General features: G+C 50.7%; 17 protein-coding genes and 3 pseudogenes. 8 read left to right on the top strand and 12 right to left on the bottom strand.

Features of this window, described 5'->3' with window-relative positions:
* Nucleotides 1-299: 299 nt before the first annotated feature.
* The gene (locus tag ACJ9Y9_RS20450; protein WP_022649401.1) at nt 300-626 is read right to left on the bottom strand and encodes a four-helix bundle copper-binding protein; all 327 of its coding nucleotides are present in this window, start codon (nt 624-626) and stop codon (nt 300-302) included.
* A 431-nt stretch (nt 627-1057) separates the two neighbouring features.
* Here ACJ9Y9_RS20450 and ACJ9Y9_RS20445 point away from each other — a divergent pair, with 431 nt between their 5' ends.
* Together ACJ9Y9_RS20445 and ACJ9Y9_RS20440 are read left to right on the top strand one after the other, a co-directional pair.
* Nucleotides 1058-2191 carry a glutathione-independent formaldehyde dehydrogenase gene (locus ACJ9Y9_RS20445; RefSeq protein ID WP_022651297.1) on the top strand — a complete coding sequence of 378 codons (1134 nt, stop codon included), beginning with the start codon at nt 1058-1060 and terminating at the stop codon, nt 2189-2191.
* A gap of 569 nt (nt 2192-2760) precedes the next feature.
* Nucleotides 2761-3060 (top strand): annotated as a pseudogene (locus ACJ9Y9_RS20440) (transposase); the annotation flags it as partial.
* Between the two features lie 71 nt (nt 3061-3131).
* On the opposite strand, the gene ACJ9Y9_RS20435 reads toward ACJ9Y9_RS20440, so the two are convergent.
* A complete protein-coding gene (locus tag ACJ9Y9_RS20435; RefSeq protein ID WP_012561117.1) occupies nt 3132-5783 on the bottom strand; it encodes an excinuclease ABC subunit UvrA in 2652 nt (883 codons plus the stop codon).
* A 616-nt stretch (nt 5784-6399) separates the two neighbouring features.
* Here ACJ9Y9_RS20435 and ACJ9Y9_RS20430 point away from each other — a divergent pair.
* Nucleotides 6400-7533 (top strand): annotated as a pseudogene (locus ACJ9Y9_RS20430) (IS3 family transposase).
* Nucleotides 7534-7732: 199 nt separating this feature from the next.
* Here the strand turns inward: ACJ9Y9_RS20430 and fghA are convergent.
* The 5 genes from fghA to ACJ9Y9_RS20405 form a co-directional block, all read right to left on the bottom strand.
* Nucleotides 7733-8569 carry an S-formylglutathione hydrolase gene (gene fghA / locus ACJ9Y9_RS20425; protein ID WP_012561110.1) on the bottom strand — a complete coding sequence of 279 codons (837 nt, stop codon included), beginning with the start codon at nt 8567-8569 and terminating at the stop codon, nt 7733-7735.
* Nucleotides 8570-8633: 64 nt separating this feature from the next.
* Nucleotides 8634-9032, bottom strand: coding sequence for a VOC family protein (locus ACJ9Y9_RS20420; RefSeq protein WP_012561111.1), 399 nt, complete (start codon nt 9030-9032; stop codon nt 8634-8636).
* 43 nt (nt 9033-9075) lie between these two features.
* A complete protein-coding gene (frmA, locus tag ACJ9Y9_RS20415) occupies nt 9076-10185 on the bottom strand; it encodes an S-(hydroxymethyl)glutathione dehydrogenase (protein ID WP_017384070.1) in 1110 nt (369 codons plus the stop codon).
* A 34-nt stretch (nt 10186-10219) separates the two neighbouring features.
* The gene (gene frmR, locus ACJ9Y9_RS20410; protein WP_017384071.1) at nt 10220-10495 is read right to left on the bottom strand and encodes a formaldehyde-responsive transcriptional repressor FrmR; all 276 of its coding nucleotides are present in this window, start codon (nt 10493-10495) and stop codon (nt 10220-10222) included.
* 113 nt (nt 10496-10608) lie between these two features.
* A protein-coding gene (locus tag ACJ9Y9_RS20405; RefSeq protein ID WP_407198206.1) for an IS1 family transposase occupies nt 10609-11305 on the bottom strand; the annotation gives its coding sequence in 2 pieces (ribosomal slippage) (nt 10609-11053 and nt 11052-11305; 699 coding nt in all).
* Between the two features lie 400 nt (nt 11306-11705).
* On the opposite strand from ACJ9Y9_RS20405, the gene ACJ9Y9_RS20400 reads away from it, so the two are divergent.
* Nucleotides 11706-12689: an MDR family oxidoreductase gene (locus ACJ9Y9_RS20400; protein WP_023280857.1), complete on the top strand. Its 984-nt coding sequence runs from the start codon at nt 11706-11708 to the stop codon at nt 12687-12689.
* A 62-nt stretch (nt 12690-12751) separates the two neighbouring features.
* Here the strand turns inward: ACJ9Y9_RS20400 and ACJ9Y9_RS20395 are convergent, their stop codons facing one another.
* Together ACJ9Y9_RS20395 and ACJ9Y9_RS20390 are read right to left on the bottom strand one after the other, a co-directional pair.
* Entirely contained in the window at nt 12752-13408 is a 657-nt protein-coding gene (locus ACJ9Y9_RS20395; protein ID WP_023280966.1) for a TetR/AcrR family transcriptional regulator, read from the bottom strand.
* A 423-nt stretch (nt 13409-13831) separates the two neighbouring features.
* Nucleotides 13832-14128 carry a helix-turn-helix transcriptional regulator gene (locus ACJ9Y9_RS20390; protein WP_023314851.1) on the bottom strand — a complete coding sequence of 99 codons (297 nt, stop codon included), beginning with the start codon at nt 14126-14128 and terminating at the stop codon, nt 13832-13834.
* Nucleotides 14129-14986: 858 nt separating this feature from the next.
* On the opposite strand from ACJ9Y9_RS20390, the gene ACJ9Y9_RS20385 reads away from it, so the two are divergent.
* From ACJ9Y9_RS20385 to ACJ9Y9_RS20375, 3 genes and pseudogenes are all read left to right on the top strand, one after another.
* A complete protein-coding gene (locus tag ACJ9Y9_RS20385) occupies nt 14987-18262 on the top strand; it encodes a P-loop NTPase fold protein (protein ID WP_023314849.1) in 3276 nt (1091 codons plus the stop codon).
* A gap of 204 nt (nt 18263-18466) precedes the next feature.
* The gene (locus ACJ9Y9_RS20380) at nt 18467-18796 is read left to right on the top strand and encodes a hypothetical protein (protein WP_000140246.1); all 330 of its coding nucleotides are present in this window, start codon (nt 18467-18469) and stop codon (nt 18794-18796) included.
* Nucleotides 18797-18910: 114 nt separating this feature from the next.
* A pseudogene (locus tag ACJ9Y9_RS20375) lies at nt 18911-19918 on the top strand (DUF3362 domain-containing protein); the annotation flags it as partial.
* 33 nt (nt 19919-19951) lie between these two features.
* On the opposite strand, the gene dkgA reads toward ACJ9Y9_RS20375, so the two are convergent.
* Together dkgA and yqhD are read right to left on the bottom strand one after the other, a co-directional pair.
* Nucleotides 19952-20779 carry a 2,5-didehydrogluconate reductase DkgA gene (dkgA, locus tag ACJ9Y9_RS20370; RefSeq protein ID WP_028019644.1) on the bottom strand — a complete coding sequence of 276 codons (828 nt, stop codon included), beginning with the start codon at nt 20777-20779 and terminating at the stop codon, nt 19952-19954.
* Nucleotides 20780-20884: 105 nt separating this feature from the next.
* Entirely contained in the window at nt 20885-22048 is a 1164-nt protein-coding gene (yqhD, locus tag ACJ9Y9_RS20365) for an alcohol dehydrogenase (RefSeq protein WP_028019645.1), read from the bottom strand.
* Between the two features lie 195 nt (nt 22049-22243).
* Here yqhD and ACJ9Y9_RS20360 point away from each other — a divergent pair, with 195 nt between their 5' ends.
* Nucleotides 22244-23143, top strand: a complete 900-nt coding sequence (locus tag ACJ9Y9_RS20360; RefSeq protein WP_028019646.1) for an AraC family transcriptional regulator — start codon at nt 22244-22246, stop codon at nt 23141-23143.
* 46 nt (nt 23144-23189) lie between these two features.
* Here the strand turns inward: ACJ9Y9_RS20360 and yghB are convergent, their stop codons facing one another.
* Complete coding sequence (gene yghB / locus ACJ9Y9_RS20355) at nt 23190-23849, bottom strand: DedA family general envelope maintenance protein YghB (RefSeq protein ID WP_028019647.1); 660 nt, start codon at nt 23847-23849, stop codon at nt 23190-23192.
* Nucleotides 23850-23890 lie beyond the last annotated feature (41 nt).

Genomic DNA, 23890 nt, shown 5'->3' with positions numbered 1-23890 from the left:
TTCTGCGCGTCTGCATGGCTATGCAGTGAGATCTGCTCTCCACCGATTAGTGCATGCAGATTTTGGAAACGTCCAATTCTGGCACGAAGCGGTCACCCCGGCGGGGTGCAGTCCGCTGTCAGCGAAAACGGACATTGAGCCAATCAAATAATCTGTGCCAGAATTTGTCATTGAGGCTAGTACTTTCGAGTAGATCTATTTCCCGCCCGTACTCTTAAACTCATCTATCTCATCCTTCTACGACTTATTACCGGGAATATAAAACCCCGCCGAAGCGGGTTTGGTAATTTGAGTTTTTCTCAGGCGGCCATCTTTCTGCATTGTTCGGCGCAGTGATGACAAGCGCTTGAGCAATCCTGACAATGGTCATGTTCATGCTTTCCACACTCGTCACCGCACTTCTGACAAACATCAGCGCAAAGACGGCAAAGATCCTGGGCAGACCCGCTATTTAGTGTCATGAATTGAGCTGCAAGACGGCAGATATTTGCACACTGCATATCCAGTTTTATGCACTCGCGCATCATCTCCAGATTCTCTTCGTCGAGACACGAAGCCGCACAGTTATCACATGCCGTTGCACATAGATAACAGGCTTCGATGCATTTTTTGTATTCGTCTAACATAATTTCTCCTTAGCTAAGGTTACGTATTAAGCATGGAAGAGATAACTGATTATTCAAATTTTGAATTAGTTAATTACCTTTTCAGCATTTCATATCATTGATTCAAAGTGCATCTCTAGGGTTACCTAATTCACCTATGTCTACTTCTGGCACAATGCAGAAATGAGATAGATTTACTTTATCCGCTTCTCGCTCAAAGCTGTCCGTAATCCCTTGCCTGCTTAAAAAAACCGGATTAACGTGTGATGTTTTTACGTTTTCCAGGCAGCCTTCATCGGTAAGTACCTGTCTTACAGACTTCAATGCACTTAGTTAAGAAACATCCTAATCGTCCTTTCGCCGATCGCGAGATCTGTTATGGCAGCTAAACTCGATTGATACCCCAATCCGCGGGGCAGCATTTCCTTTCCGCACGCAAGAAGGAGAAGATCATGAAAGCAGTAATTTACAACGGTCCTTATGATGTAAAAGTAAAAGACGTACCGGATGCGAAAATTGTCCGCCCCACGGATGTACTCGTCCGCATCACCACCACCAACATTTGTGGGTCGGACTTGCACATGTATGAGGGCCGGACCAGCTTTGAACAGGGACGGATTCTGGGTCACGAAAACCTGGGTGAAGTGGTCGAAATTGGCTCAGGCGTTGAACGTATTAAGGTGGGCGACTATGTTTGTCTGCCGTTTAACGTGGGATGTGGTTTTTGCGAAAACTGTGAAAAAGGTCTGACCGGCTTTTGTCTCACTACCAATCCGGGTACGGCAGGCGCAGCTTATGGTTTTGCTGAAATGGGTCCCTGGGAGGGAGGTCAGGCGGAACTGCTTCGGGTGCCATTTGCCGACTTTAACTGCCTTGTTCTTCCCCCTGATGCGGCAGAAAAAGAAGATGATTATGTGATGCTCTCTGACATTTTTCCTACCGGCTGGCATGCAACAGAACTTGCCGGATTGAAGCCTGGTGAAAGCGTGGCCATTTATGGCGCGGGGCCGGTCGGTTTGATGGCAGCTCATTCGGCGATCATTAAAGGTGCTTCACAGGTGTTTGTGGTTGATACGCACACAGACCGGTTGGCTCTGGCTGAAAAAATGGGGGCGACGGGCATCAATGCTACTGGCGATGAAGCTGTACAAAAAATTCTCGACCTGACGGATGGACGCGGTACGGATTGTGGCTGCGAATGTGTTGGCTATCAGTGCTGTAACAAACATGGCCATGAAGATAACTCTGTTACCATGAACAGTCTTGTTGCGTCGACGAAAGCAACCGGGGGAATTGGTGTGGTTGGCGTCTTTATTCCTCAGGATCCGGGGGCTGAATCGGAGCTTGCCAGAGAGGGTAAGATGCCATTTGATTTTGGGAGTTTCTGGTTTAAAGGACAGGCAATCCGTACCGGCCAGGCGAACGTTAAGGCCTATAACCGTCAGCTGTCTCGCCTCATCCATCACGATAAAGCCAGTCCGGGCAAAATAATTTCTCATCGTCTTTCGCTTGAAGAGGCTCCTGCCGGATATAAGCACTTCGATGAGCGGGATGAAGGATGGACGAAGGTTATCCTTAAGCCTTAAATAGAGTTATCCGGTATGAGAAAGCAAAAACCGGGAAAGAATGTATGACTTTTGACAGGGTGCAATAAAATATCCTGTCAGGGCGTTATTATTCATACTTTCAGCTGCCAGGCGCTTCCATATCCAGACTTGTTCCCTGATTTTGCCGACGAGATAGCAAAATTAATACATTCAGGAGGAGGCATCTGCGGTTGATCTGTTCCGTATTTATTAACGCCCTGTGCTGTAAGTATTGTCTGCCTCTACCACATAGCAGACATGTGCGCAGGAACGGTCCGCTATGAGCGAAAAGCGGACTTCCGGTCCTTGCGCAAACTCCCGTTCCGAGAAGTTGCAGTTCACAAATCACCTGTTAAAGAAGGTATGGTAGCCCACAGCATTAATTTTGCTTCCATCTTCAGTCAGACTGGCCGGTACCGGCTTCCGATAAGTTTCGTCGGCTGAGGCCCGCTAAAGTAGAGAGGTCAAAAAATAACCTTGACGTACAATAATTTTCGATATCCAAACTGACCCCTAATTAGGTGGACACCTGATGACTGACTTAAAATTTCTATCACGCCAGCGTTACACATCCGCAGTCGCATCTTGCGGGGTTCAGCGGGGTGTTGCAGGCGGACGTGCACGTGCGGACGCCCTCTGACACCACGACCGAAGCGCTGTGCCGTATCGGCGAGCTGTATGGCATCGAGGCGGGCATCCGGGGCAAAAGCGCGGCGGAACGGCTGGCCATTCGGCAGGAAAAAGCGGTACCGCTGCTGACCGCGCTGGAGGGCTGGCTGCGTGAAAAGCAGAAAACGCTGTCACGGCACTCGGAGCTGTCGAAGGCGTTCGCGTACGCGCTGAACCAGTGGGATGCGCTGAAATTATACCTGCGGGAGATTACTGATACAGAACACGCCGGGAATGTGCCGCCATTGACGCAATGACGACACAGCCCTTTTTAACCGTTCCGTGAGAGTTCCCTGGCAATATACTGTGCGGTACGGCTTTCTTTGACCTGCGATACCTGTTCGGGAGTTCCTGCGGCAACCAGGCGTCCTCCCTCATGTCCCGCTCCAGGACCGATGTCGATAACCTGGTCTGCCTGAGTAACCGCCCGCATATCGTGTTCAATCATTATCACCGTATTTTCTGCATCAACAAGCCGCTGCAGCTGCACAAGGAGGCGGTCGGCGTCTGAAGCATGCAGGCCGGTTGTCGGTTCATCTAGGATATACAACGTGTGGCCACGTTGGCTACGTTGTAGTTCGGTTGCCAGCTTGATCCTTTGCGCCTCCCCTCCGGATAACTCGGTTGCTGGTTGTCCCAGACGCAGGTAGCCCAGACCAATTTCACTCAGCAGACGGAGGGGACGAGCCACTGGTTCTTCAGTCGCAAAGAACTGACTGGCTTCATCCACCGTCATATGCAGGACCTCCGCGATATTTTTGTCCTGCCAGCAGATCCTGAGAGTATCCCGGTTATACCGCGCGCCATGGCAGGTCGGGCACGGTGCATACACGCTCGGCATAAACAACAGCTCCACGCTGACGAATCCTTCACCTTCACAGGTTGCACAGCGGCCTTTTGCCACATTGAAAGAGAATTGACCCGCATCGTAATGATGGAGTTTGGCGTCAGTCGTTCCGGCAAAGAGCTTACGAACAGGATCAAACAACCCGGTATATGTCGCCAGGTTTGAACGGGGGGTCCTGCCTATCGGTTTCTGGTCAACCTGAACCAGACGCTTTACCAGTCCGGTATCACCGGTCAGGGTACCGTACGTTTTCTCCGTTACGGATGGCCCCTCAGCGTCGCTGGCTTCGGAAAGCACGTCTTCTGGCTCACCGCCAAGTGAAGAAAGCACCAGTTCCGGTAAGGCCTGGGCAATCAGACTGGATTTACCGGAGCCAGAGACTCCCGTCACGGCTGTCAGCACACCCAGAGGAATATCAACATCGATCCACTTAAGATTGTGGCGATGGATCCCCTGCAGTTTCAGCCACCCGGATGGGATACGGGCAAAAGATTGTGGTGGCCGGACTTCATCAAATAAATAACGCGCGGTACGAGATTGGGTGACGGCTTTCAGATCTTCAGGAATACCACTGTAGAGAACATGTCCTCCCTGTTCACCAGCCGACGGTCCCACATCAACAAGCCATTGCGCCCGTCGCATCAGGTTAAGATCATGTTCAACGACAAACACCGAGTTGCCGGCATCACGAAGGTTCTCAAGCGCATCGTAAAGCGCTTTACTGTCTGAGGGGTGCAGACCCGCAGACGGTTCATCAAGAACATAGACCACACCAAACAGCATCGAACTGAGTTGCGTGGCAAGACGCAGTCGCTGAAGCTCTCCTGCAGATAGAGTTGGGGTTGCTCTGTCCAGCGTAAGATAACCCAGCCCCAGCTTCTGCAACTGATACAACCGGGCCATGACACCACCGGTCAGCCGTTGTGCCGCCAGTCGTTTCTCTTCCGATAACGCCGATGTCCGGCAGACATCGGCGTTATCGGAATGGACCGCTTTTCCGGATGCAGCACGCTCTGTCAGATCCCGACGGGTGATATCCCTGTCGGCATCTGCGCCGGCGTGGTGGGCACTGAAATCCCCCCGGGAGATTGGAAGGAGCAATTCCGCCAGCTGGTCTAAGGGCATCTGCATAAATTCACCAATGTCCACACCGGCAAAGGTGACGGACAATGATTCTGACTTCAGTCTTTTCCCGTGACAGACCGGACACAGCTTGCCTTCCATAAAACGGGAGACTCGTTTTCTCATCAACGCGCTTTGCGTGCTGGCGAAGGTATGTAGCACATAACGACGTGCCCCGGTGAAGGTCCCCATATAACCCGGCGTCATTTTTTTCCTGACGGCTTCGCGCGTATCTTCCGGACTCAGTCCCGGGAAAACCGGTACAGTGGGGGTGTCTTCGGTAAAAAGGATCCACTGACGGTCTTCCGCTGGCAGATTTTTCCAGGGAGTGTCGATGTCATACCCCAGCGTCACCAGAATATCCCGCAGATTCTGTCCGTGCCAGGCCGGGGGCCAGGAAGCAATAGCCTTTTCACGGATACTAAGTGAGGGATCGGGCACCATCAGTGTTTCAGTTACCTCATAGATATGGCCCAGACCATGGCAAGAAGGGCATGCCCCCTGCGGCGTGTTGGGAGAAAAATCCTCGGCATACAGCATCGGTTGTCCGGCAGGATAAGCGCCCGCCCGTGAGTACATCATTCGCACCAGACTGGATAAGGTGGTCACGCTGCCGACAGAGGAGCGCGCGTTACTGGCACCGCGTTGTTGCTGAAGCGCAACGGCTGGCGGCAGTCCGTCAATGGCATCCACATCCGGAACCCCGACCTGATCAATGAGGCGACGAGCGTAGGGGGCAACCGATTCAAAGTAGCGCCGTTGCGCCTCAGCATAAATGGTGCCAAAGGCCAGTGAAGACTTACCCGAGCCTGACACACCCGAAAAAACAACCAATGCGTTGCGCGGAATGGAAACATCCACCTCTTTAAGGTTGTTCTCGCGAGCACCGCGAATCACAACTGAATTGTTGTCGTCAGTCAGGATGGGATGATAACCGAAAAGTTTCTTTGCCATAGAATTTCCTGTGCTAGGTGTGTCCGCTCTTAATAAGGCCACCTCTTGTGACGGTATCTGGTGTGCCGGACCGCTCGATCAGAAAGCCCGTCGAAAAAAGCGTTTGTGTGACTGGAAACAGATTGCTGAAGCTGGGCCCGGTGGTACCATGTGGGACACCGCTGAAGTTTCAGCGGTACCCTGCGGATCCGCCTTCTGTATGAGAACTGGCTGGCGGCGTACCCGGGACCGGAGATTTGGCTCCCGTGATAATGCGGGCTCCCCGGTACGCGACGCTGTGGTTCCAGACCCAGCTGATGGCGACACTCAGGCGGTTTCGGGTACCAATTAAAAAATACAGATGAATAATGCACGTGATTTCATATGTCATTTCCTTTCATTACAGTTTTAGACCCCATCAGACATCTGCCTGGCAGAGTTAACGGAGATAGGAGCGGACTATCGAAATGGTGTCGTCGATTGACCTCTTCTGCGACTCATTTCGTTTGCCCGTATCGGGGAATTCCTCCCGAAGATAGCTTTCCAGAACAACCGCCATCAGGTCGTTAACGGCTCCCTGGACTGACCCCGCCCCGGTAGACGATCCTGCCCTATAGTTTGAGTATAGGAGGAGCGTATGGGCACACCACGATTTACACCTGAATTTAAGGAAGAAGCCGTCCGTCAGATAACGGAACGCGGTTATTCCGTCGCCTAAGTATCTGAGCGTCTGGGCGTCTCTGCACACCGCCTCTACAAGTGGCTACGGGCTATCAAACCTGATAACAGCGAGCAGCATGCCCGGGATTTACTGGAAGCTAAAAGCGAGATCCTGAAACTCCGGGCGCAGCTAAAACGCACCGAAGAAGAACGGGATATCCTGAAAAAGGCCGCGCGGTACTTTGCAAAGGAGCCCGACTGAAGTACCGCTTTATCAATGAGCACCGAACTGTATGGGGTGTGATGACGATGTGTCGGGTACTGAATGTCGCCCGGGCCGGGTTCTATGCGTGGCTGCATAACCCTGTCTCGGCGCGTGATAAAGATAACCAGCGCCTGCTGATGCTTATCCGCGACTCATATTCCCTGAGCGGAGGCGTATACGGTTACCGGCGGGTTCATGGCGATCTGAACGAAATCGGGGAAACCTGTGGTAGAAACCGGGTGGGTCGGATCATGCAACTGGACCGGATTAAAGCTGTGCGCGGCTATAAAGCGCCACGTCGTATCGCTGGCAGGCCTTCAGTCGTTGCTCCTAATCTCGTGCAGCGGCAGTTCACCGTTGTCCGGGCCACCCAGGTCTGGGTCACCGATATTACTTATATCCGCACCTGGCAGGGCTGGCTGTATCTGGCGGTGGTTATCGATCTCTTCGCCCGTAATGTGGTCGGCTGGTCGATGAAACCCACTCTCTCACGCGAACTGGCGCTCGACGCGCTGATGATGGCGGTCTGGCGCCGAAAACCAGACAGCGAGGTTATCGTACATAGCGATCAGGGCAGCCAGTACGGCAGTGACGACTGGCAGCGCTTCTACCGGGCCAATAACCTGGCGCCGAGCATGAGCCGGCGTGGCAACTGCTGGGATAATGCGGTGGCCGAATCGTTCTTCAGTTCGCTGAAAAAAGAACGGATCAGAAAACGCATATATAAAACCAGGGATCTGGCCCGGGCGGATCTTCGATTACATTGAAGTCTTCTATAACCGGTCCCGGCGCCACAGCCACCTCGGCGACGTCAGTCCGGAGGCCTTCGAACAGGCCTCGTCGTGAGGACAGGATTTGTCTACAGGCGTGGGGTCAGTCCAAACTATAGGGCAGGATCGTCTACCGGGGCGGGGTCAGTCCATCAACGGCTCGGAAGTGTCTAGATTATCCGTGGCGATTCAGTTACAGTACATCTCAGGTCTGCAGGGTTCAGGCCCTGTTCAGGCCTGAAAATTAAGCACATTTTCTGAGGCTGGAAATCAACTCATGCTGACAGCCTGAGCCTGTTGGCATGGTAAGCAATGTGCTCACCAATAAAGCTGGAAATGAAATAATAGCTGTGGTCGTATCCAGTATGATATCGGAACGACGCATTGAGGTTCATCTCATTGCATACTCTCTCAAGGATTTTGGTGCGCAGTTGCTCTTCATAAAAGGCGTCACTCAGCCCCTGATCAATGAAGATTTCTGGTAATTTTTCACCCTGTAAAATGAGGCTGACTGGATCGTAGGCTTCCCACGTTTTTCTGTTTTCACCCAGGTAAGCGCTAAATGCCTGTTGCCCCCATGGCACCTGAGAAGGCGATACTATCGGGGAAAATGCTGATACGCTCACATATTCACCAGGATTTCGCAGAGCCAGCACCAGAGCACCCAGCCCTCCCATAGAATGACCGGATATAGATTTTCTTGCCGTTGCAGGAAAATGATTCATGACGACATCCGGAAGCTCTCTGAGAATATAGTCATACATCCTGTAATGAACATTCCACGGCTGTTCCGTCGCGTTCAGATAAAAACCGGCCCCCTGGCCAAGATCGTAACTGTCGGCATCCGGGACATTATTACCCCGGGGACTGGTATCCGGGACAACAACGATGACGTTATGCCGGGCTGCATAATGCTGCATACCTGATTTGGTGATGAAATTCTGCTCAGTACAGGTCAGGCCCGACAACCAGTATAGTACCGGCAGTTTTTCTGTTACTGCTTTGGGAGGAAGATACACACCGAAATTCATTTCACAATTAAGGGATTGTGAATAATGCCGGTACACGTTTTGCCAGCCGCCAGAGCTGGCATGCTGCTCAATGAGTTCCATCAGCCGTTATCTCATGGTTATTTCCCCTGACCGAAGCCAGGGGAAGTATCTTTAAATCCGGACGTCAGATAAACGTATACGCCGTGATTTTGTTACCCGCCGGATCCCGCAGGTAGGCAGCATAGGCCCCGGGAAGGTGACCACGCGGGCCAGGTTGACCTTCATCAGCTCCACCGGCGGCAAGGCCGGCAGCATGGAAAGCATCAACCTCTTCCGGGGTGGCAGCAGCGAAGCCGACAGTCACCCCGTTAGCGGAAGGTGCTTCACCGTTGCCCGGACGGGCAATGATAAATGCCGGCTTTTCGCGGCCATAGAGTACCCAGCCGTTGCCAAACGGGCCGAGGTTATTGATACCAAGCGTGCCCAGGACGACATCGTAAAATGCGGAGGATTTCTCGACATCGGCTGCGCCAATGAACACATGAGAAAAGATGCCGTCACCAGAAATTACCGGAGTTGTCATTTTCCACTTCCTTCAGTTTGAGTTGATTAAAATTCTGATGGGATCAGTAATGAATCACTGTCCGGATAGATTTGCCTTCATGCATAAGCTCGAAGGCGTCATTGATTTCATCCAGTGTCATCGTATGGGTTACAAATGGCTCAAGGTCAATATCCCCCTTCATGGCATCCTCGACCATACCGGGGAGCTGAGTGCGGCCTTTTACTCCGCCAAACGCGGAACCTTTCCATACGCGCCCGGTGACCAGCTGGAAAGGACGGGTGGAAATCTCCTGTCCGGCCCCTGCGACACCAATGACAACGGACTGCCCCCACCCACGGTGAGCACTTTCCAGCGCTGCACGCATGACGTTAACGTTACCGATACATTCAAAGGTATGGTCAATACCCCACTTGTTGATATCCAGCAGAACATCTTTAATCGGTTTGTCATAATCATTCGGGTTAATGCAGTCAGTGGCCCCGAACTGACGGGCCAGGTCAAATTTTGTCGGATTAGTATCGATAGCGATAATACGTCCCGCTTTTGCCTGACGGGCCCCCTGTACCGCAGCCAGACCAATTGCCCCCAGACCAAAAATGGCAACTGAATCGCCCGGCTGCACTTTAGCCGTGTTATGGACGGCGCCAATACCGGTAGTCACGCCACAACCCAACAGGCAGACGTGTTCATGGTTCGCCTCCGGGTTAATTTTTGCCAGAGAAACCTCGGCCACAACGGTGTATTCACTGAATGTGGAACATCCCATGTAGTGGTAAAGAGGCTGACCGTTGTATGAAAAGCGAGTGGTCCCGTCAGGCATCAGTCCTTTGCCCTGAGTCTCGCGAACCGATACACAGAGGTTCGTTTTACCGGACTGGCAGAATTCACACTCCCCGCATTCAGCGGTGTAGAGCGGAATAACATGGTCACCCGGCTTCACACTGGTGACGCCTTCACCAACTTCAACGACGATACCGGCTCCCTCGTGGCCGAGAACCACCGGGAAAACGCCCTCAGGGTCATTCCCTGAGAGGGTAAAGGCATCGGTATGGCAGACACCTGTGTGGGTGTTTTTAATCAGCACCTCGCCTTTTTTAGGCGGAGCAACATCAATTTCAACAATCTCCAGGGGCTTCCCTGGTGCAAATGCAACAGCGGCACGTGATTTCATACGTAATATATCCTCAATGTAATAATGGCCTCACCTATTTAAGATAGGCACGAACCAGCTCAATCGTATCGTCAACTGATTTACTGACTTCATGACTGTAGCTGTCATTCTGGTCAAAGGTTTCCCGTATGTGGCTCTCCAGCACCTCTGCCATCAGTCCGTTAGCGGCGCCCCGGACGGCGGCGATTTGCTGGAGAACGGAACGGCATTCAGCGCCACTTTCAAGTGCTCTTTCCAGAGCATCAATCTGACCCCGGATACGGCGAACCCGGGTTAGGACCTTTTTTTTCTCTTCAGGAGTACTGGGCATTGCTTACCTCACTGCTCTGTATTTCTTATACTATAGGGGAGTATTACATTAAGATCAACACATACCCCACTATAGTATAATAAATATATCAGAGCACCGGTAATGACTCCAACTTACTGATAGTGTTTTATGTTCAGATAATGCCCGATGACTTTGTCATGCAGCTCCACCGATTTTGAGAACGACAGTGACTTCCTGCCCAGCCTTGCCAGATGCTGCCTCAGATTCAGGTTATGCCGCTCAATGCGCTGCGTATATCGCTTGCTGATAACGTGCAGTTCTCCCTTCAGGCGTGATTCATAAAGCGGCCAGCCATCCGTCATCCATACCACGACCTCAAAGGCCGACAGCAGGCCCAGAAGACGCTCCAGCGTGACCAACGTGCGTTCACCGAATACGTGCGCCACAACCGTCCTCCGTATCCTGTCATACGCGTAAAACAACCAGCGCTGGCGTGATTTAGCGCCGACGTAACCCCACTGTTCGTCCATTTCCGCGCAAACAATGACGTCACTGCCCGGTTGTATGCGTGAGTTTACCGACTGCGGCCTGAGTTTTTAAGTGTCGTAAAATCGTGTTGAGGCCAACGCCCATAATGCGTGCACTGGCGCGACATCCGACGCCATTCATGGCCATATCAATAATTTTCTGGTGTGTACCGGGCTGAGAGACGGTGTAAGTGAACTGTAGCTGCCATGTTTTACGGCAGTGAGAGCAGAGATAGCGCTGATGTCCGGCAGTACTTTTACCGTTACGCACCACGCCTTCAGTAGCTGAACAGGAGGGACAGCTGATAGAAACAGAAGCCACTGGAGCACCTCAAAAACACCATCATACACTAAATCAGTAAGTTGGCACCATTACCCGAATTACCAGCGTCTGCTCTTGGCACGGAGCGGACCTATTTACTGAGCCGAAGGTCCGCTCAGACTAACTCATTAAAGCCTGGTTGTTTTATCGCATCATCAGCCGTGTTCTGAAGCATTAGCTATGTATCTTCAGGGATGCTGATTTTCCCTCTGCACCAGATAAACCAGAATACAGTTTGATGTCGGTCAAAAAAGACAGCTTTAAGTGCATGAAATGAATAATGTTTCTTGAATGCTGGCAAAGCACTGGGATCGTAGTGTTGATTATTAGACGATCGGTCAATATTATTTATTGACGACTTAATGACTGAACGGTAAACGCCCGGACAAACGAGGTGAACGTGTTTAAATCTTTATTAATCAACAAAACAGATGGACGCTATAGTGCGCAACTTGCTGAAATCGCTGAAAGTGAACTACCGCAGGGGGATGTGGAGGTCAATGTTGACTATTCATCCATCAACTACAAAGACGCACTGGCCATTACGGGCCGGGGCCCAATCGTCCGACGCTTTCCCATGGTGCCCGGCATTGATTTTACCGGTACAGTGTCCGCCAGTTCACATCCCGAATATCAGGCCGGAGATAAGGTTCTCCTGACCGGCTGGGGTGTTGGGGAAAAACACTGGGGCGGACTATCCGAAAAAGCACGGGTAAATGGAGACTGGCTGACGCCGCTCCCGGCTGGCGCTAACGGCAAACACGTAATGGCAATCGGAACAGCTGGGTTTACCGCGATGCTGTGCGTAGACGCACTTCTGAATCATGGTATTAAGCCTGAAGATGGTCCGGTACTTGTTACCGGTGCCAGCGGCGGCGTCGGGAGCATTGCGGCCATGATCCTTGCATCAATGGGGTACCGCGTTACGGCGTCTACTGGACGCCCGGAAGAGGCTGCCTGGCTCTATAAAACGGTCGGTGTGGACGAGATTATTAACCGTTCCGAGCTCTCCTGTCCCGGAAAACCGTTACAGAAAGAACGCTGGGCTGCCGCCATTGATACAGTCGGTAGCCATACGCTCTGCAATGTATGCGCCGGGGTGCGTTATGGCAGTATTGTTGCAGCCTGCGGCATGGCACAGGGGATGGAACTAATGGGGAATGTGGCTCCGTTTATCCTGCGTGGCGTCACGCTGAAAGGGATTGACAGTGTCATGTTCGCGAAGGAAAAAAGAGCGGCGATCTGGCAGCAGGCGGTACAGTATTTACCGGAGTCCAGACTGGATAGCCTGACCACCGTTTATCCGCTGAGTGATGCCATCAATGTGGCCGAAAAACTTCTGAGTGGCGGAATTCGTGGCCGGGCAGTAATTCAGTGTAGCTAATGAAGTGGAAGCCAGGCTCAGCCTGGGTTTGATAATTATTATCAGGGGCTGCGGCCCCTTTTTTACTTTTCAACAGCCGTGTCCTTAGAGGGCTGATAGCGTACTGACTTTTTGAAATAGCTCCAGAAGTCGTACACAGGCTGGGTTGAGCAATAAAGTTTGGCACGCATTACGGCACCCTCCCAACTGCTCCAGAAAATGGCCGCCAGTTGCGTATTATTCATATCGGAACGGATTTCGCCCGAAGATAACGCGTCGGACAGACAGCACGCCACAAGCGCCTGCCAGCGCTCAAGTATTTCGTGGAGCTGTTTGATAAAGGACAGTGGAAGACCCGGACTCTCCTGCATCATATTGCCAACCAGACAGCCCCGGGTGAAATTGTACTTTTTAATGCCGTCGCAGGCATCGTCGATGAAATTTTCCAGACGCATCATTGGTGTGAAGGATGATTCATACAGATGTTTTTGGAGTTTATGCACAAAGAAACTGTCATAGGCGCTCAGAACAGTCTGGGCATACTCTTCTTTGCTCTTGAAATAGTAATAAAATGAGCCTTTAGGAACACTGGCATTTTTGACAATGGCATCGACTCCCGTTGAAAGAAAACCATTCTGCGTGAGCAGTTCAAGCCCGCTTCGGATCAGGTCATTACGGGTATCTGTATAGGTACTCTCTGTTTTTCGTGGCCTGCCTCGCCCACGAATTTCGCCAGTCATGACTTTGCTCCTGCATTTTATTAACGGAAAAGAATAAGTGATTTTGCGCGGAGGCTTCAATCAGTTTATCCCCGGCGGTGACGAGGTGGCCACCTATGCCGACTGGACAGGGGACTGACTATTGCCATAACGCCATCGCAGGTTGCTTCAGTAAACCTGCTAATCCCGTACAATGGCGAATTCGCTATATCCGCTTCTCGCACTTAGCTGCCATAAATCGGCCAGGCAATCACAGGTCATTTCTGTCTCGCAAAGAAGGTGCCGTTTCTGCTTTGCGTTGACACCCCTAAATATTAGAATTAAAAGGAGAGAGTTACTGGAAAAAGGCAGCGGAGGCAGTGACAATCGTGGCTTGAAGCCACTACTCGATGGATGCGGACATGTAGTTGGCGTCATTCGACAAAACTAGCAAACTTCTAATAGTCACCATTTCTCCCGTCTGGCGGGAGTGCTGTCAAATGCCCCCCTCATCTCTGTGTGGGAAATGAAGGGTGAAGGGGAAATAGATGACAGCGTTATTTCTACGCCCAGAATACTGAATACCTTGTACAGACGATCAATACTGGCGCTAGCAGGGTTTGCTTCCAGGCGGGCATAGGTTTGCTGCGTTACGGCAAGCCTCTCAGACACATCTTTTTGCGTGAAGCCCTTGATTTTGCGAAACCCGATTAGCACAGGTCTGAGCTGGTTCAGCGTTTTTATCGGGAACTGATTATTCATAAGTGACCTGCCTCGCAGACTGAGTAGGGAGTACCGCCCTGTAATACAGCAGGTAAGGTGTATTTTGTGTTATACAGACTATAGGCTGTAAAACCTTTATTGAAAAGATGCTGATGTTCCAGGGGCATGCCGAGCATGGACGATTTTCTGCGGGGCGGTATTTCGCTACGGGGGAGATTGCGTTCGGGCAATGTACCGGTGTAAAAAACGTCAATTTTTCAAAACCGCTGTTATCGGGATAAGCTGAAAACTCCGAAGGCAGACACAGCCACGAATAATGTCAGACTTAAACTCTGTAGCTGTCTTCTTTTGCCTGTAAATAACGTCTAGTTTGACTCTGATGAAGGCTGTACCAGGCAGAGAACATGTCACTCTCGGGGCCGGATGATAAAATGTGTTCAACTGGCTGGGCAGGGTAATAGCGAAGAACGTTCTCTGAAATTCGATTCAGCTCAGCGTAACGTGCGCTGTAGGTATGTATAATCCATTGCATCAATTTTGCATCCGTATTATTCGCAGATTACACACAAGAAGCTTAACAATGGCTGAAAGAGTGAGCAGGGATATGTAACAAAAACAAGGGCTTCAAGATGAACTGGATAAAACCGGAGCAGAGCAAGCCCTGTTCCGGTTTGTCAGGCTTTGGAATTTCTTCCAGGCCCCTGCAGCTAGTCACAACAAACACATTAATGTTTTCATTGCTTCAATTCAATATTATTGTGTGAAAGGGATTCCATCGAAATCGGCTTATGCATGCTTAAAACTAAACTGCCCCGGCTGCAGTCATTTGGTTGCTGTGGGCTCTGTACTGTGTCTAATAGTGAAAGAATCTTACGTTATAACGAAGGAAATTGCTGAATGACTCTACGATTGCAGACGGAATCACCCGCTGACCAGGATATGTTTAGAGGCAGCAGTCATGAAAAAGTTGCAGAGAATGTGGCTCAGATCATCAGGACACCTGATGTCAATATTATTGGTCTGGAAGGTGAGCTGGGTTCAGGTAAGTCAACAATATTGAAGTTCCTGCAGAAAAAGCTTAAAGATGATTTTACGTTCATTAACTTTGATGCAGAACGTTACCATCATGGCTCAACTAAAAAAGCGCTTATCGATGTCATCCACCACGGGGTCAGCCTACAATGTCCGGGCTCCCGGGATGTGTTGGATAAGTATAAAAATCTGGCTCTGGGTAACATCGTTGAATACGACAAGAGGGTCAGCAGCAGGCTAAGCTGGTTGACCGTCGTTTTTATTTTACTGTCATTGCTTTCCGTGCAGATGCTTCGTTATGTGCTAACAGACCTTAATCAATATTTTACTAACAAGGAGTCATTATTAGGGTGGCTTTTTTATGTTGAGGTGGCCGCGTTTCTTTCTCCTGCCATTATGGTCGCAGGACTGGCATGCCTGCAGAACATGGAATGGTACAGAAAGAAAGGGTATTCGAGTATTGGTGATTTGTTCAAACGCAACAGTACTGACAGGATTGAAGAGACTTGGCTAGTTAATAAGGAGGTCGGAGCTATTGAGCTGGCTGAAGCTCTGCAGGGATTTACCTCCAAAGAGGTCATTTCCCATGGAGATCGCTTCATCCTTATCATTGATAATCTGGACCGAATCAGTGCAGACAAAGTGAAAGAGCTCTGGAGTGATATGGAGCTTATTGCCGGAGCCACTCATGAACACTTCAGGATAGTGGTGCCCTATTCGGCAAGACAGGTTTCAGCCTCACTTTCTGTGGCGGGTTTCAGCGGGCGTGAGTTTATTGCAAAGCGGATTCCTGTAAGTTTTCAGGTTCCTCCTCTTATTTCGGCAGGATGGCAGGAAGCGTTAAGGCAGTACTGGAAAGAAACAGTAAATGAGGATGCAGGGATAGCGTGCCGGGAAGCAACGGTGTTGCTTGAGCGCTGGAAACCCTCTGAGTATCCTCGTATCACACCGCGATTAATGAAGAAGTTTGTTAATGATATTCATATTCTGAACCTTACCGTTCCTGCAACAGAAGATCATCGCCATATTCTTATTGCTCTCTACTTACTGGTGGTCAGATACGGGGAGCGAGATATTAAAGTATTACTTCGCGATCCCAAAGCTAGTCAGACCGAACCCGGTATTGCTCCGGATGATTTTGACGAGATGCTCTCGCTAACTTATCAACAAATATCCCGAATTTTTAATAACGATACAGAAAGATGGAGCGAATTTCTGATGAGCATCCACTATCAGTCCACGGTGGAGCTTGCCAGGAGCGAGTTGCTTGATACGCCTCTTAAAGACGCGATTGGTGCTATAAATATCCCACGGCTTGAAGAACTGACGGCCTTGTGGGGTTTCGCTGAAGCATGGCAGCGAGTGGCACCACATATTCAGATGCGAGACTGGCTGGTTTCTTATAGCCGGATGGATGAGAAGTGTCAGGCTCTCGCCGAACCGCAACTCAAAGTCGCAGTGCAAATGCTGAATCAGAGTTATGCTGTTTCACTCAGAGAAAAGAATGATGAAGGTTTCGTATTGAGTCTGCAGAAACTGATGGCTGACGGGCGGATAAGCCTAGAGCCTTTCGTCGAAAGGCAAATATCGTTTATTGTGAGTAAACTTGATGAAATTCAGGATTCAGAAAAATTGGAGGCTGAATCCACGCAGACGTTGCTGCAGGAAGCTGATTCATACTCTGTTCTGGCCGGTGAATCACTACTGAATAAAATGGAGAATTTTGTAGATGGCGTATTTTATGTGGAATACCTTGTCAATAATGAAGAGACCTTGTCAAACCTGAAAATTGGCACACTAGATATCGGAAATCACGGTCGGGAGGAGATGTTACGCTATGGAGCTGAGCAACCTCAGATAGACCTTTTTAATCCGGGAATTATCCGGCATATCAATATTGCATCGAAGGCGGTACAGAACGTAATTGGAAAGAATGATGGTACAGGTGGGGCTCAGGTTAGCTCTGCAATAATGACGCTTAAAAATCGTCAGGTTGTTGAGGACGTTATCCATTTCAGAAAAATTGTTCTGAGCCCGGACTGGAATAATAATGTTTTAAATCAATATTATCTTAATAATACGGCGACGAGGAATCTCTTCCCTGCGGAATTTGCTGCACAGGCTGTTGCTCACATGGTGCTCCATGGTAACTATGCCGGTATCGAGTCGTACAGTGAACATATTGGTGAGGAACGGTTTGACCTGGCTTTGGCTGCATATCTTCGTTATCTACGTACTGCCGAGAGTATCTTTATAGCACTTAAGGATAAAAATGTTCTGCCGTACATCAAAAATGCTGTTGGCAGGATTGTTGATTTAGGTCTTCTGGTGAATATACCTGTCCTGAGCTTTGTTAAAGGTCAGTATGACGTCATCAAAGAAGCTACAAATGCAACCTCTCTTTTAATATTTGTGCGAGAGCGTCAAAAAGCACTGTCAGAGAAAATAATTGAGTCTGATGTGAATGCTATGGGTCCAGTATTTCTCCATGACGTATATCAGTCAGGTGAGCAGTTTGATATTTTGAAGAAAAAGCTGAACGCCCTGGCATGTGGAGTATTTAGTTCTTCTGAAAGGCTTATTGAGTGTTTTACGGTTCTTCCTGTGAACATGCGCTTTATCCTTGAACAAATGCAACTTCAGGGGCAGCATATCCGGATGGAAGGTAGTGTGGGTATCTTTGCATCATGGTTCCGTGATGCAGAGCCAGACGTTGTCACAAATGCCGAGAACATTCATTTCCTGTGGTCTTGCCTCGACGATACCCAGAGAGAGACTGTACTTGATGAGTTGCACGATGTCTTACTTGAGAGACATATTCGTATTGACAGCCGTATTGCGATTATTACCCGTTTTCATAATGAGTTGTCGTTTATTGAACCTGAGAAGGCCGTTGAACGCAGGGCTATTGCGGCGCTGTTTAGCGCTTCTGTTGATAATGTATTATTGTCTCAATGGCTTGACCGTCAGACGTTTTCATTTTCATCATGGTCTCCGGAGGACGCCCGTACGGCAACGAGTTGTATAATGAATAACTCGGAGATTTTTCCTCTCATCTGCAGGAATTCACAGTATATTAAAAACAGAATGTTACCAGAGAAAGCGGACGTTACAGAAGATAGTGATACGTTTCCGGACTGAGTTCGTTCTTTAAATCCTATACCTGAAGACCACAGCGGTGGTCTTTGGGAGTTTTTTTATTGCCTGATATACATTAAGCATGTTATATCTTGCTAAGAAATAATCATTCAGGGATTAATCATAACTACTGAAGTTATGTTGTGTTCTTTTCTTTTAAAAATAAATTATTCAGATTTATTTTCTATTGATTTAATGAGGTAGGGAATGACAGAAAGTGCTTTGCTTTTGCGAGAGGCATTTAATGAATCGGTTAACTATATGACATGGTCTTTTTATTCACTGATAACTGCTTACGTTTCGATGGCTTTTTATGATAGAGTTGAGGTTAAGACCCGAATAAATAATTATCTGAATAAGTTACTTTTCGTGATTGCTATGTCCGTTTTTATCCCAAATATGTACTTTGTTTCAATGGTGTTCAGTCAGAAGTTAGGCACCGCAGCTGGCGTTGCGTCATTCATTATTGGGCTACTTTTCATGATGTTAAACTCGGCGCCTGTAATTACTGGTATCGTACAGCAGCGCAAAGATTGAGTTTTATGAGTATAGTCAGTTGGGTTTTCATCTGTTTTATCAGACTTAGAAAAATGAAATCTTTCAATTCATTGATTTTAAACGCAAAAAAATTTCTAAATGATCAGAATTATAGGGTGCTCGCTCTGCTCTATTACCGAGCATGAAGGACGCATTATCCAGAGCCGCTCTGAAGATTCGATCATCAATGAGATCGAAGCCATTCGCGATACCGTACCGGGTTTTACTGGCGTGATCTCCGATCTTGGCGGCCCAACCGCCAACATGTACATGCTGCGCTGTAAGTCGCCGCGTGCAGAGCAAACCTGCCGTCGTCTGTCCTGCGTCTATCCGGACATCTGCCAGCACATGGATACCAACCATGAGCCGACAATCAATCTCTATCGCCGCGCCCGCGACCTTAAAGGCATCAAGAAGATCCTCATCGCCTCCGGAGTACGTTACGACATCGCCGTGGAAGATCCGCGCTACATCAAAGAGCTGGCAACGCACCACGTTGGCGGCTATCTGAAGATTGCGCCGGAGCACACCGAAGAAGGCCCGCTGTCGAAAATGATGAAGCCGGGCATGGGCAGCTATGATCGCTTTAAACAGTTGTTCGATACCTACTCTAAGCAGGCAGGGAAAGAGCAGTACCTGATCCCTTACTTCATCTCTGCCCACCCGGGTACGCGCGATGAGGACATGGTGAACCTGGCGCTGTGGCTGAAACAGCGTCGCTTCCGTCTGGATCAGGTGCAGAACTTCTACCCGTCACCGCTCGCCAACTCGACGACCATGTATTACACCGGCAAGAACCCGCTGAGTAAGATTGGTTATAAGAGCGAAGACGTGGTGGTGCCAAAAGGGGATAAACAGCGCCGTCTGCACAAAGCGCTGCTGCGTTATCACGATCCGAAAAACTGGCCGCTGATCCGTCAGGCGCTGGAAGATATGGGTAAAAAGCACCTGATTGGCTCGCGTCGCGACTGTCTGGTACCGGCTCCTACCCTGGATGAAATGCGCGAGGCGCGTCGTCAGAATCGCAATACGCGCCCGGCGTTGACCAAGCACACACCGATCGTGCACCAGCGTTCAAACGGTGGGACGACGGCGAAGAAGCCAGCCAAACGTAAAGCGTAAAATAAAAACCCCGGCAAGCCGGGGTTTTTTTATCTATCCGCCAAACTGATCCGGGTCTGGCCCAAGTCGTTTGCCCTTATCCAGTTTCGCAATCTCACCCAACTCATCTTTGTCCAGGCGGAAATCCCAGACGTCGAAGTTCTCGGCGATGCGCGAAGGGGTGACCGATTTCGGGATCACCACCAGGCCGTTATCCAGATGCCAGCGAATCACAATCTGTGCTGGCGTCTTACCGTATTTATCCGCCAGGTCGCGAATAATTTTCTGATCAAATACGCCTTCACCACCCTGAGCCAGCGGGCTCCAGGATTCGGTCTGGATATTGTGGGTTGCGTTCCAGGCGTGAAGCTGGCGCTGCTGCATCAGCGGGTGCAGCTCGATCTGATTGATGACAGGAGCGATACCCGTCTCGTCGATCAGGCGCTGCAGATGGTGAACCTGGAAATTACAGACACCGATACTTTTCACCCGCCCCTCTTCTTGCAACTCAATCATTCCTTTCCAGGCATCAACATAATGGTCGATAGCCGGAACCGGCCAGTGCATCAGCCAGAGATCGATGTAATCGAGCTGGAGCTTGTCCAGGCTCTCCTGCAGGGCTTCGCGGGGGCGCTTTTGATCGTCGTTCCACAGTTTAGTGGTAATGAAAAGGTCGTCGCGGGGCAGGCCAGCGCTGGCCAGTGCCTTACCCACACCGTCTTCGTTTTTGTACGCAGCGGCGGTATCAATCGACCTGTAGCCGACTTCCAGGGCTTTATGAATGGCGGAGACGACCTCGTCGTTACCGGCTTTCCATACGCCGAGCCCCAGTTGGGGCATCACGTTGCCGTCCTTCAGCCTGATTACGGTTTGGTTTGCCATTTTTCCTCCTTCAGGTGCGCATCGTCGGAGGGTTTCTCCGACGATGGGGTGTGCATTAAGTCTGGACGAAATGTCAAAAAACGAAAGTCGGGAGGACAAAAACGCTTAGCGTGCCGCTTCGTAGATACGACGGCTCACGTCCAGCGTGATGTCGCCGTGCTCACCCAGGTGAGTCATACCGTGTTCTTCCAGTTTCGCCAGCAGGGCAGGGATGGAGCTACCATCCAGGCCGTAGCCTGAGAGACGCGTTGGCACGCCCAGGCCTTCAAAGAAGTTGCGGGTCGCTTCGATGGCGGCATCAATACGCGCATCGTCAGAACCTTCGGTAATGTTCCACACGCGCTCAGCGTACTGCAGCAGTTTGGCGCGTTTGGTGTCACGTTTTTCGTTCCACAGCGCAGGCAGTACTACGGCCAGCGTCTGAGCGTGATCCAGACCGTGCATGGCCGTCAGTTCGTGGCCCAGCATATGGGTTGCCCAGTCCTGAGGCACACCCGCACCGATCAGGCCATTAAGCGCCTGCGTTGCCGCCCACATCACATTGGCGCGAACATCGTAGTTTTCTGGCTCTTTCAGCGCTTTCGGACCTTCTTCAACCAGCGTCAGCAAAATGCCTTCCGCGAAGCGATCCTGAATTTTGGCATCCACCGGGTAGGTCACGTACTGCTCAACGGTATGCACAAAGGCGTCGACCACACCGTTAGCCACCTGACGTGCAGGCAGGGTGTAGGTGTAAACCGGGTCGAGGATCGCGAACACAGGCTGAACGTGTTCGTTCATAAAGGCCTGTTTATCACCGGTGGTTTTGCGGGAGATCACGGCACCTTTGTTGGATTCAGAGCCCGTGGCTGGCAGAGTCAGTACCGAGCCCATCGGGATAGCGCTTTTCACGTCGCTGCCACGGGTTTCCAGGATATGCCATGGGTCGATGCCGTCAGCGTAATGTGCCGCTGCGGCGATGAATTTGGTGCCGTCCAGCACTGAGCCACCGCCAACGGCCAGCAGGAAGGTGATGTTCTCTTCGCGGGCGATTTTCACTGCATTCATCAGCGTTTCGTAAGACGGGTTTGGCTCAATGCCGCCGAATTCACGCACGTCCAGACCTTCCAGGGCACTGTAAACCTGATCCAGCACGCCGGTTTTTTTCACGCTGCCGCCACCGTAGGTGATCAGTACGCGGGCGTCAGCAGGGATCTGTGCGCGCAACTCGGCAATAGCGCCTTTACCAAACAGAATGCGGGTTGGGGTGTGGAGATTAAAGTTGTTCATTGCTCGTTCCCTTATGTGGGTGAAAAATCGTGGTGGCGCAGAAGGCTACCTGATGCTGCACATTGTGGCTGTCCGGGGCTATCCTCTCAATGCACATTCCTGCCGATGTCTTGCCCATTTCTACAGAGCGCTGGAGAAAGCGCGGAAAAGCACGCACACTATCAACGTCGGAAACCGTACCCGGAGTAACGTAATATGAACCGTGAAGCGATCTGTCATCAGCTCACAATGCAGATTAAGAGACTGATAGATAATGAAAATGGTGTCAGCAATTTGCTGCCGGACATTCGCCTGCTCTACGGTACGCAACCCGGGACGCGCACGCCGGTCATGTATCAACCAGGCATCGTTTTTCTCTTTTCTGGCCATAAAATTGGCTATATCAATGAACGAGTCTTCCGTTACGACACCAATGAATACCTGCTGCTGACAGTACCTTTACCCTTTGAATGTGAAACTTTCGCGACAGAGGCCGTTCCGCTGGCGGGTATTCGCGTCAATGTCGATATTCTTCAGTTGCAGGAGCTGCTGATGGAGATTGGTGAAGACGAGCTTTTCCAGCCTTCAATGGCATCAAGCGGGATTAACTCCGCGACATTATCTGAAGAGATCCTCTGCGCCATTGAGCGTCTGCTGGACGTAATGGACAGGCCGCTGGATGCACGTATTCTCGGCAAGCAGATTATCCGCGAAATTCTCTACCATGTACTGCTGGGGCCGGGGGGAGGGGCTTTACTCGCGCTGGTGAGCCGACAGACCCACTTCAGCCTGATAAGCCGCGTGCTCAAGCGTATTGAAAGTCAGTACACGGAAAACCTGAGCGTCGACCAGCTCGCGGCAGAAGCGAATATGAGTGTTTCGGCGTTTCACCATAATTTTAAGTCGGTGACCAGCACTTCACCGCTGCAGTATCTCAAAACCTACCGCCTGCATAAGGCGCGAATGCTGATGATCCACGATGGCATGAAGGCCAGCGCGGCGGCGATGAGGGTGGGCTATGAAAGTGCGTCGCAGTTCAGTCGGGAGTTTAAGCGCTACTTCGGCGTCACGCCGGGGGAAGATGCGTCACGTATAAGAACCATGCAGGGAGCGTGAAGGGGAAGCTTAGGCCGGGTAAGCGGTAGCGCCACCCGGCTTTTGTTTATGCACTGCAGTACTTTTTCTTAATCACTACCGCGATGGTCCCTACCAGCCCTGCCACCAGCAGGAAAATCGGCAGCACCATCAGGAAGGTCATCACCTGATCTTCGTGGTGTTTCACGAACGGGATCATATTCAGCGCGTAGCCGAGCGTCGTGACCACACCAACCCACAACAGGGCGCTCAGCCAGTTAAAGAACTGGAAGCGGCGGTTCGACAGACCAGAAATGCCCGCCATTGTTGGCAGCAGAGTACGAACAAACGCCAGAAAACGCCCGGCCAGCAGTGCCAGCAGGCCATGCCGATCAAACATGCAGGTCGCACGTTGATGATATTTATGCGGTAACTGGGCCAGCCAGCTTTTCACGACGCGCGTGTTCCCAAGCCAGCGGCCCTGCAAATAGCTCAGCCAGCAGCCCAGGCTGGCTGCGGAAGTGAGGATCACCATCGTTGGCGTGAAGTCCATGACGCCTTTGCCGATCAACGCCCCGGCAAGTAAAAGCAAACTGTCACCGGGTAAAAATGACGCTGGCAGTAATCCATTTTCCAGAAACAGAGTCGCGAACATCACGAAATAGACGATACCTAAGACGTGAGGGTCCGCCAGCGCGGCAAAATCGTGTTGCCAGAGCGCTGCGATAATATCTTGAATAACAGCCATGGACTTTCCTGTGGAACAGCAGATATAGAGCTATTGTACTC

The organism is Enterobacter sp. CPE_E1241 (assembly GCF_045618265.1).
Taxonomy (GTDB): Bacteria; Pseudomonadota; Gammaproteobacteria; order Enterobacterales; family Enterobacteriaceae; genus Enterobacter; species Enterobacter adelaidei.
This window is presented reverse-complemented; position numbering and strand designations above follow the sequence as displayed.

What these genes read in the sequence shown, in the direction of transcription:
- frmR (WP_017384071.1), bottom strand. Translation starts at nt 10,495, where the DNA reads ATGCCCAGTACTCCTGAAGAGAAAAAAAAGGTCCTAACCCGGGTTCGC.
- ACJ9Y9_RS20390 (WP_023314851.1), bottom strand. Translation starts at nt 14,128, where the DNA reads ATGAATAATCAGTTCCCGATAAAAACGCTGAACCAGCTCAGACCTGTG.
- ACJ9Y9_RS20395 (WP_023280966.1), bottom strand. Translation starts at nt 13,408, where the DNA reads ATGACTGGCGAAATTCGTGGGCGAGGCAGGCCACGAAAAACAGAGAGT.
- frmA (WP_017384070.1), bottom strand. Translation starts at nt 10,185, where the DNA reads ATGAAATCACGTGCCGCTGTTGCATTTGCACCAGGGAAGCCCCTGGAG.
- ACJ9Y9_RS20435 (WP_012561117.1), bottom strand. Translation starts at nt 5,783, where the DNA reads ATGGCAAAGAAACTTTTCGGTTATCATCCCATCCTGACTGACGACAAC.
- ACJ9Y9_RS20385 (WP_023314849.1), top strand. Translation starts at nt 14,987, where the DNA reads ATGACTCTACGATTGCAGACGGAATCACCCGCTGACCAGGATATGTTT.
- ACJ9Y9_RS20450 (WP_022649401.1), bottom strand. Translation starts at nt 626, where the DNA reads ATGTTAGACGAATACAAAAAATGCATCGAAGCCTGTTATCTATGTGCA.
- yqhD (WP_028019645.1), bottom strand. Translation starts at nt 22,048, where the DNA reads ATGAACAACTTTAATCTCCACACCCCAACCCGCATTCTGTTTGGTAAA.
- yghB (WP_028019647.1), bottom strand. Translation starts at nt 23,849, where the DNA reads ATGGCTGTTATTCAAGATATTATCGCAGCGCTCTGGCAACACGATTTT.
- fghA (WP_012561110.1), bottom strand. Translation starts at nt 8,569, where the DNA reads ATGGAACTCATTGAGCAGCATGCCAGCTCTGGCGGCTGGCAAAACGTG.
- ACJ9Y9_RS20445 (WP_022651297.1), top strand. Translation starts at nt 1,058, where the DNA reads ATGAAAGCAGTAATTTACAACGGTCCTTATGATGTAAAAGTAAAAGAC.
- ACJ9Y9_RS20380 (WP_000140246.1), top strand. Translation starts at nt 18,467, where the DNA reads ATGACAGAAAGTGCTTTGCTTTTGCGAGAGGCATTTAATGAATCGGTT.
- ACJ9Y9_RS20420 (WP_012561111.1), bottom strand. Translation starts at nt 9,032, where the DNA reads ATGACAACTCCGGTAATTTCTGGTGACGGCATCTTTTCTCATGTGTTC.
- dkgA (WP_028019644.1), bottom strand. Translation starts at nt 20,779, where the DNA reads ATGGCAAACCAAACCGTAATCAGGCTGAAGGACGGCAACGTGATGCCC.
- ACJ9Y9_RS20360 (WP_028019646.1), top strand. Translation starts at nt 22,244, where the DNA reads ATGAACCGTGAAGCGATCTGTCATCAGCTCACAATGCAGATTAAGAGA.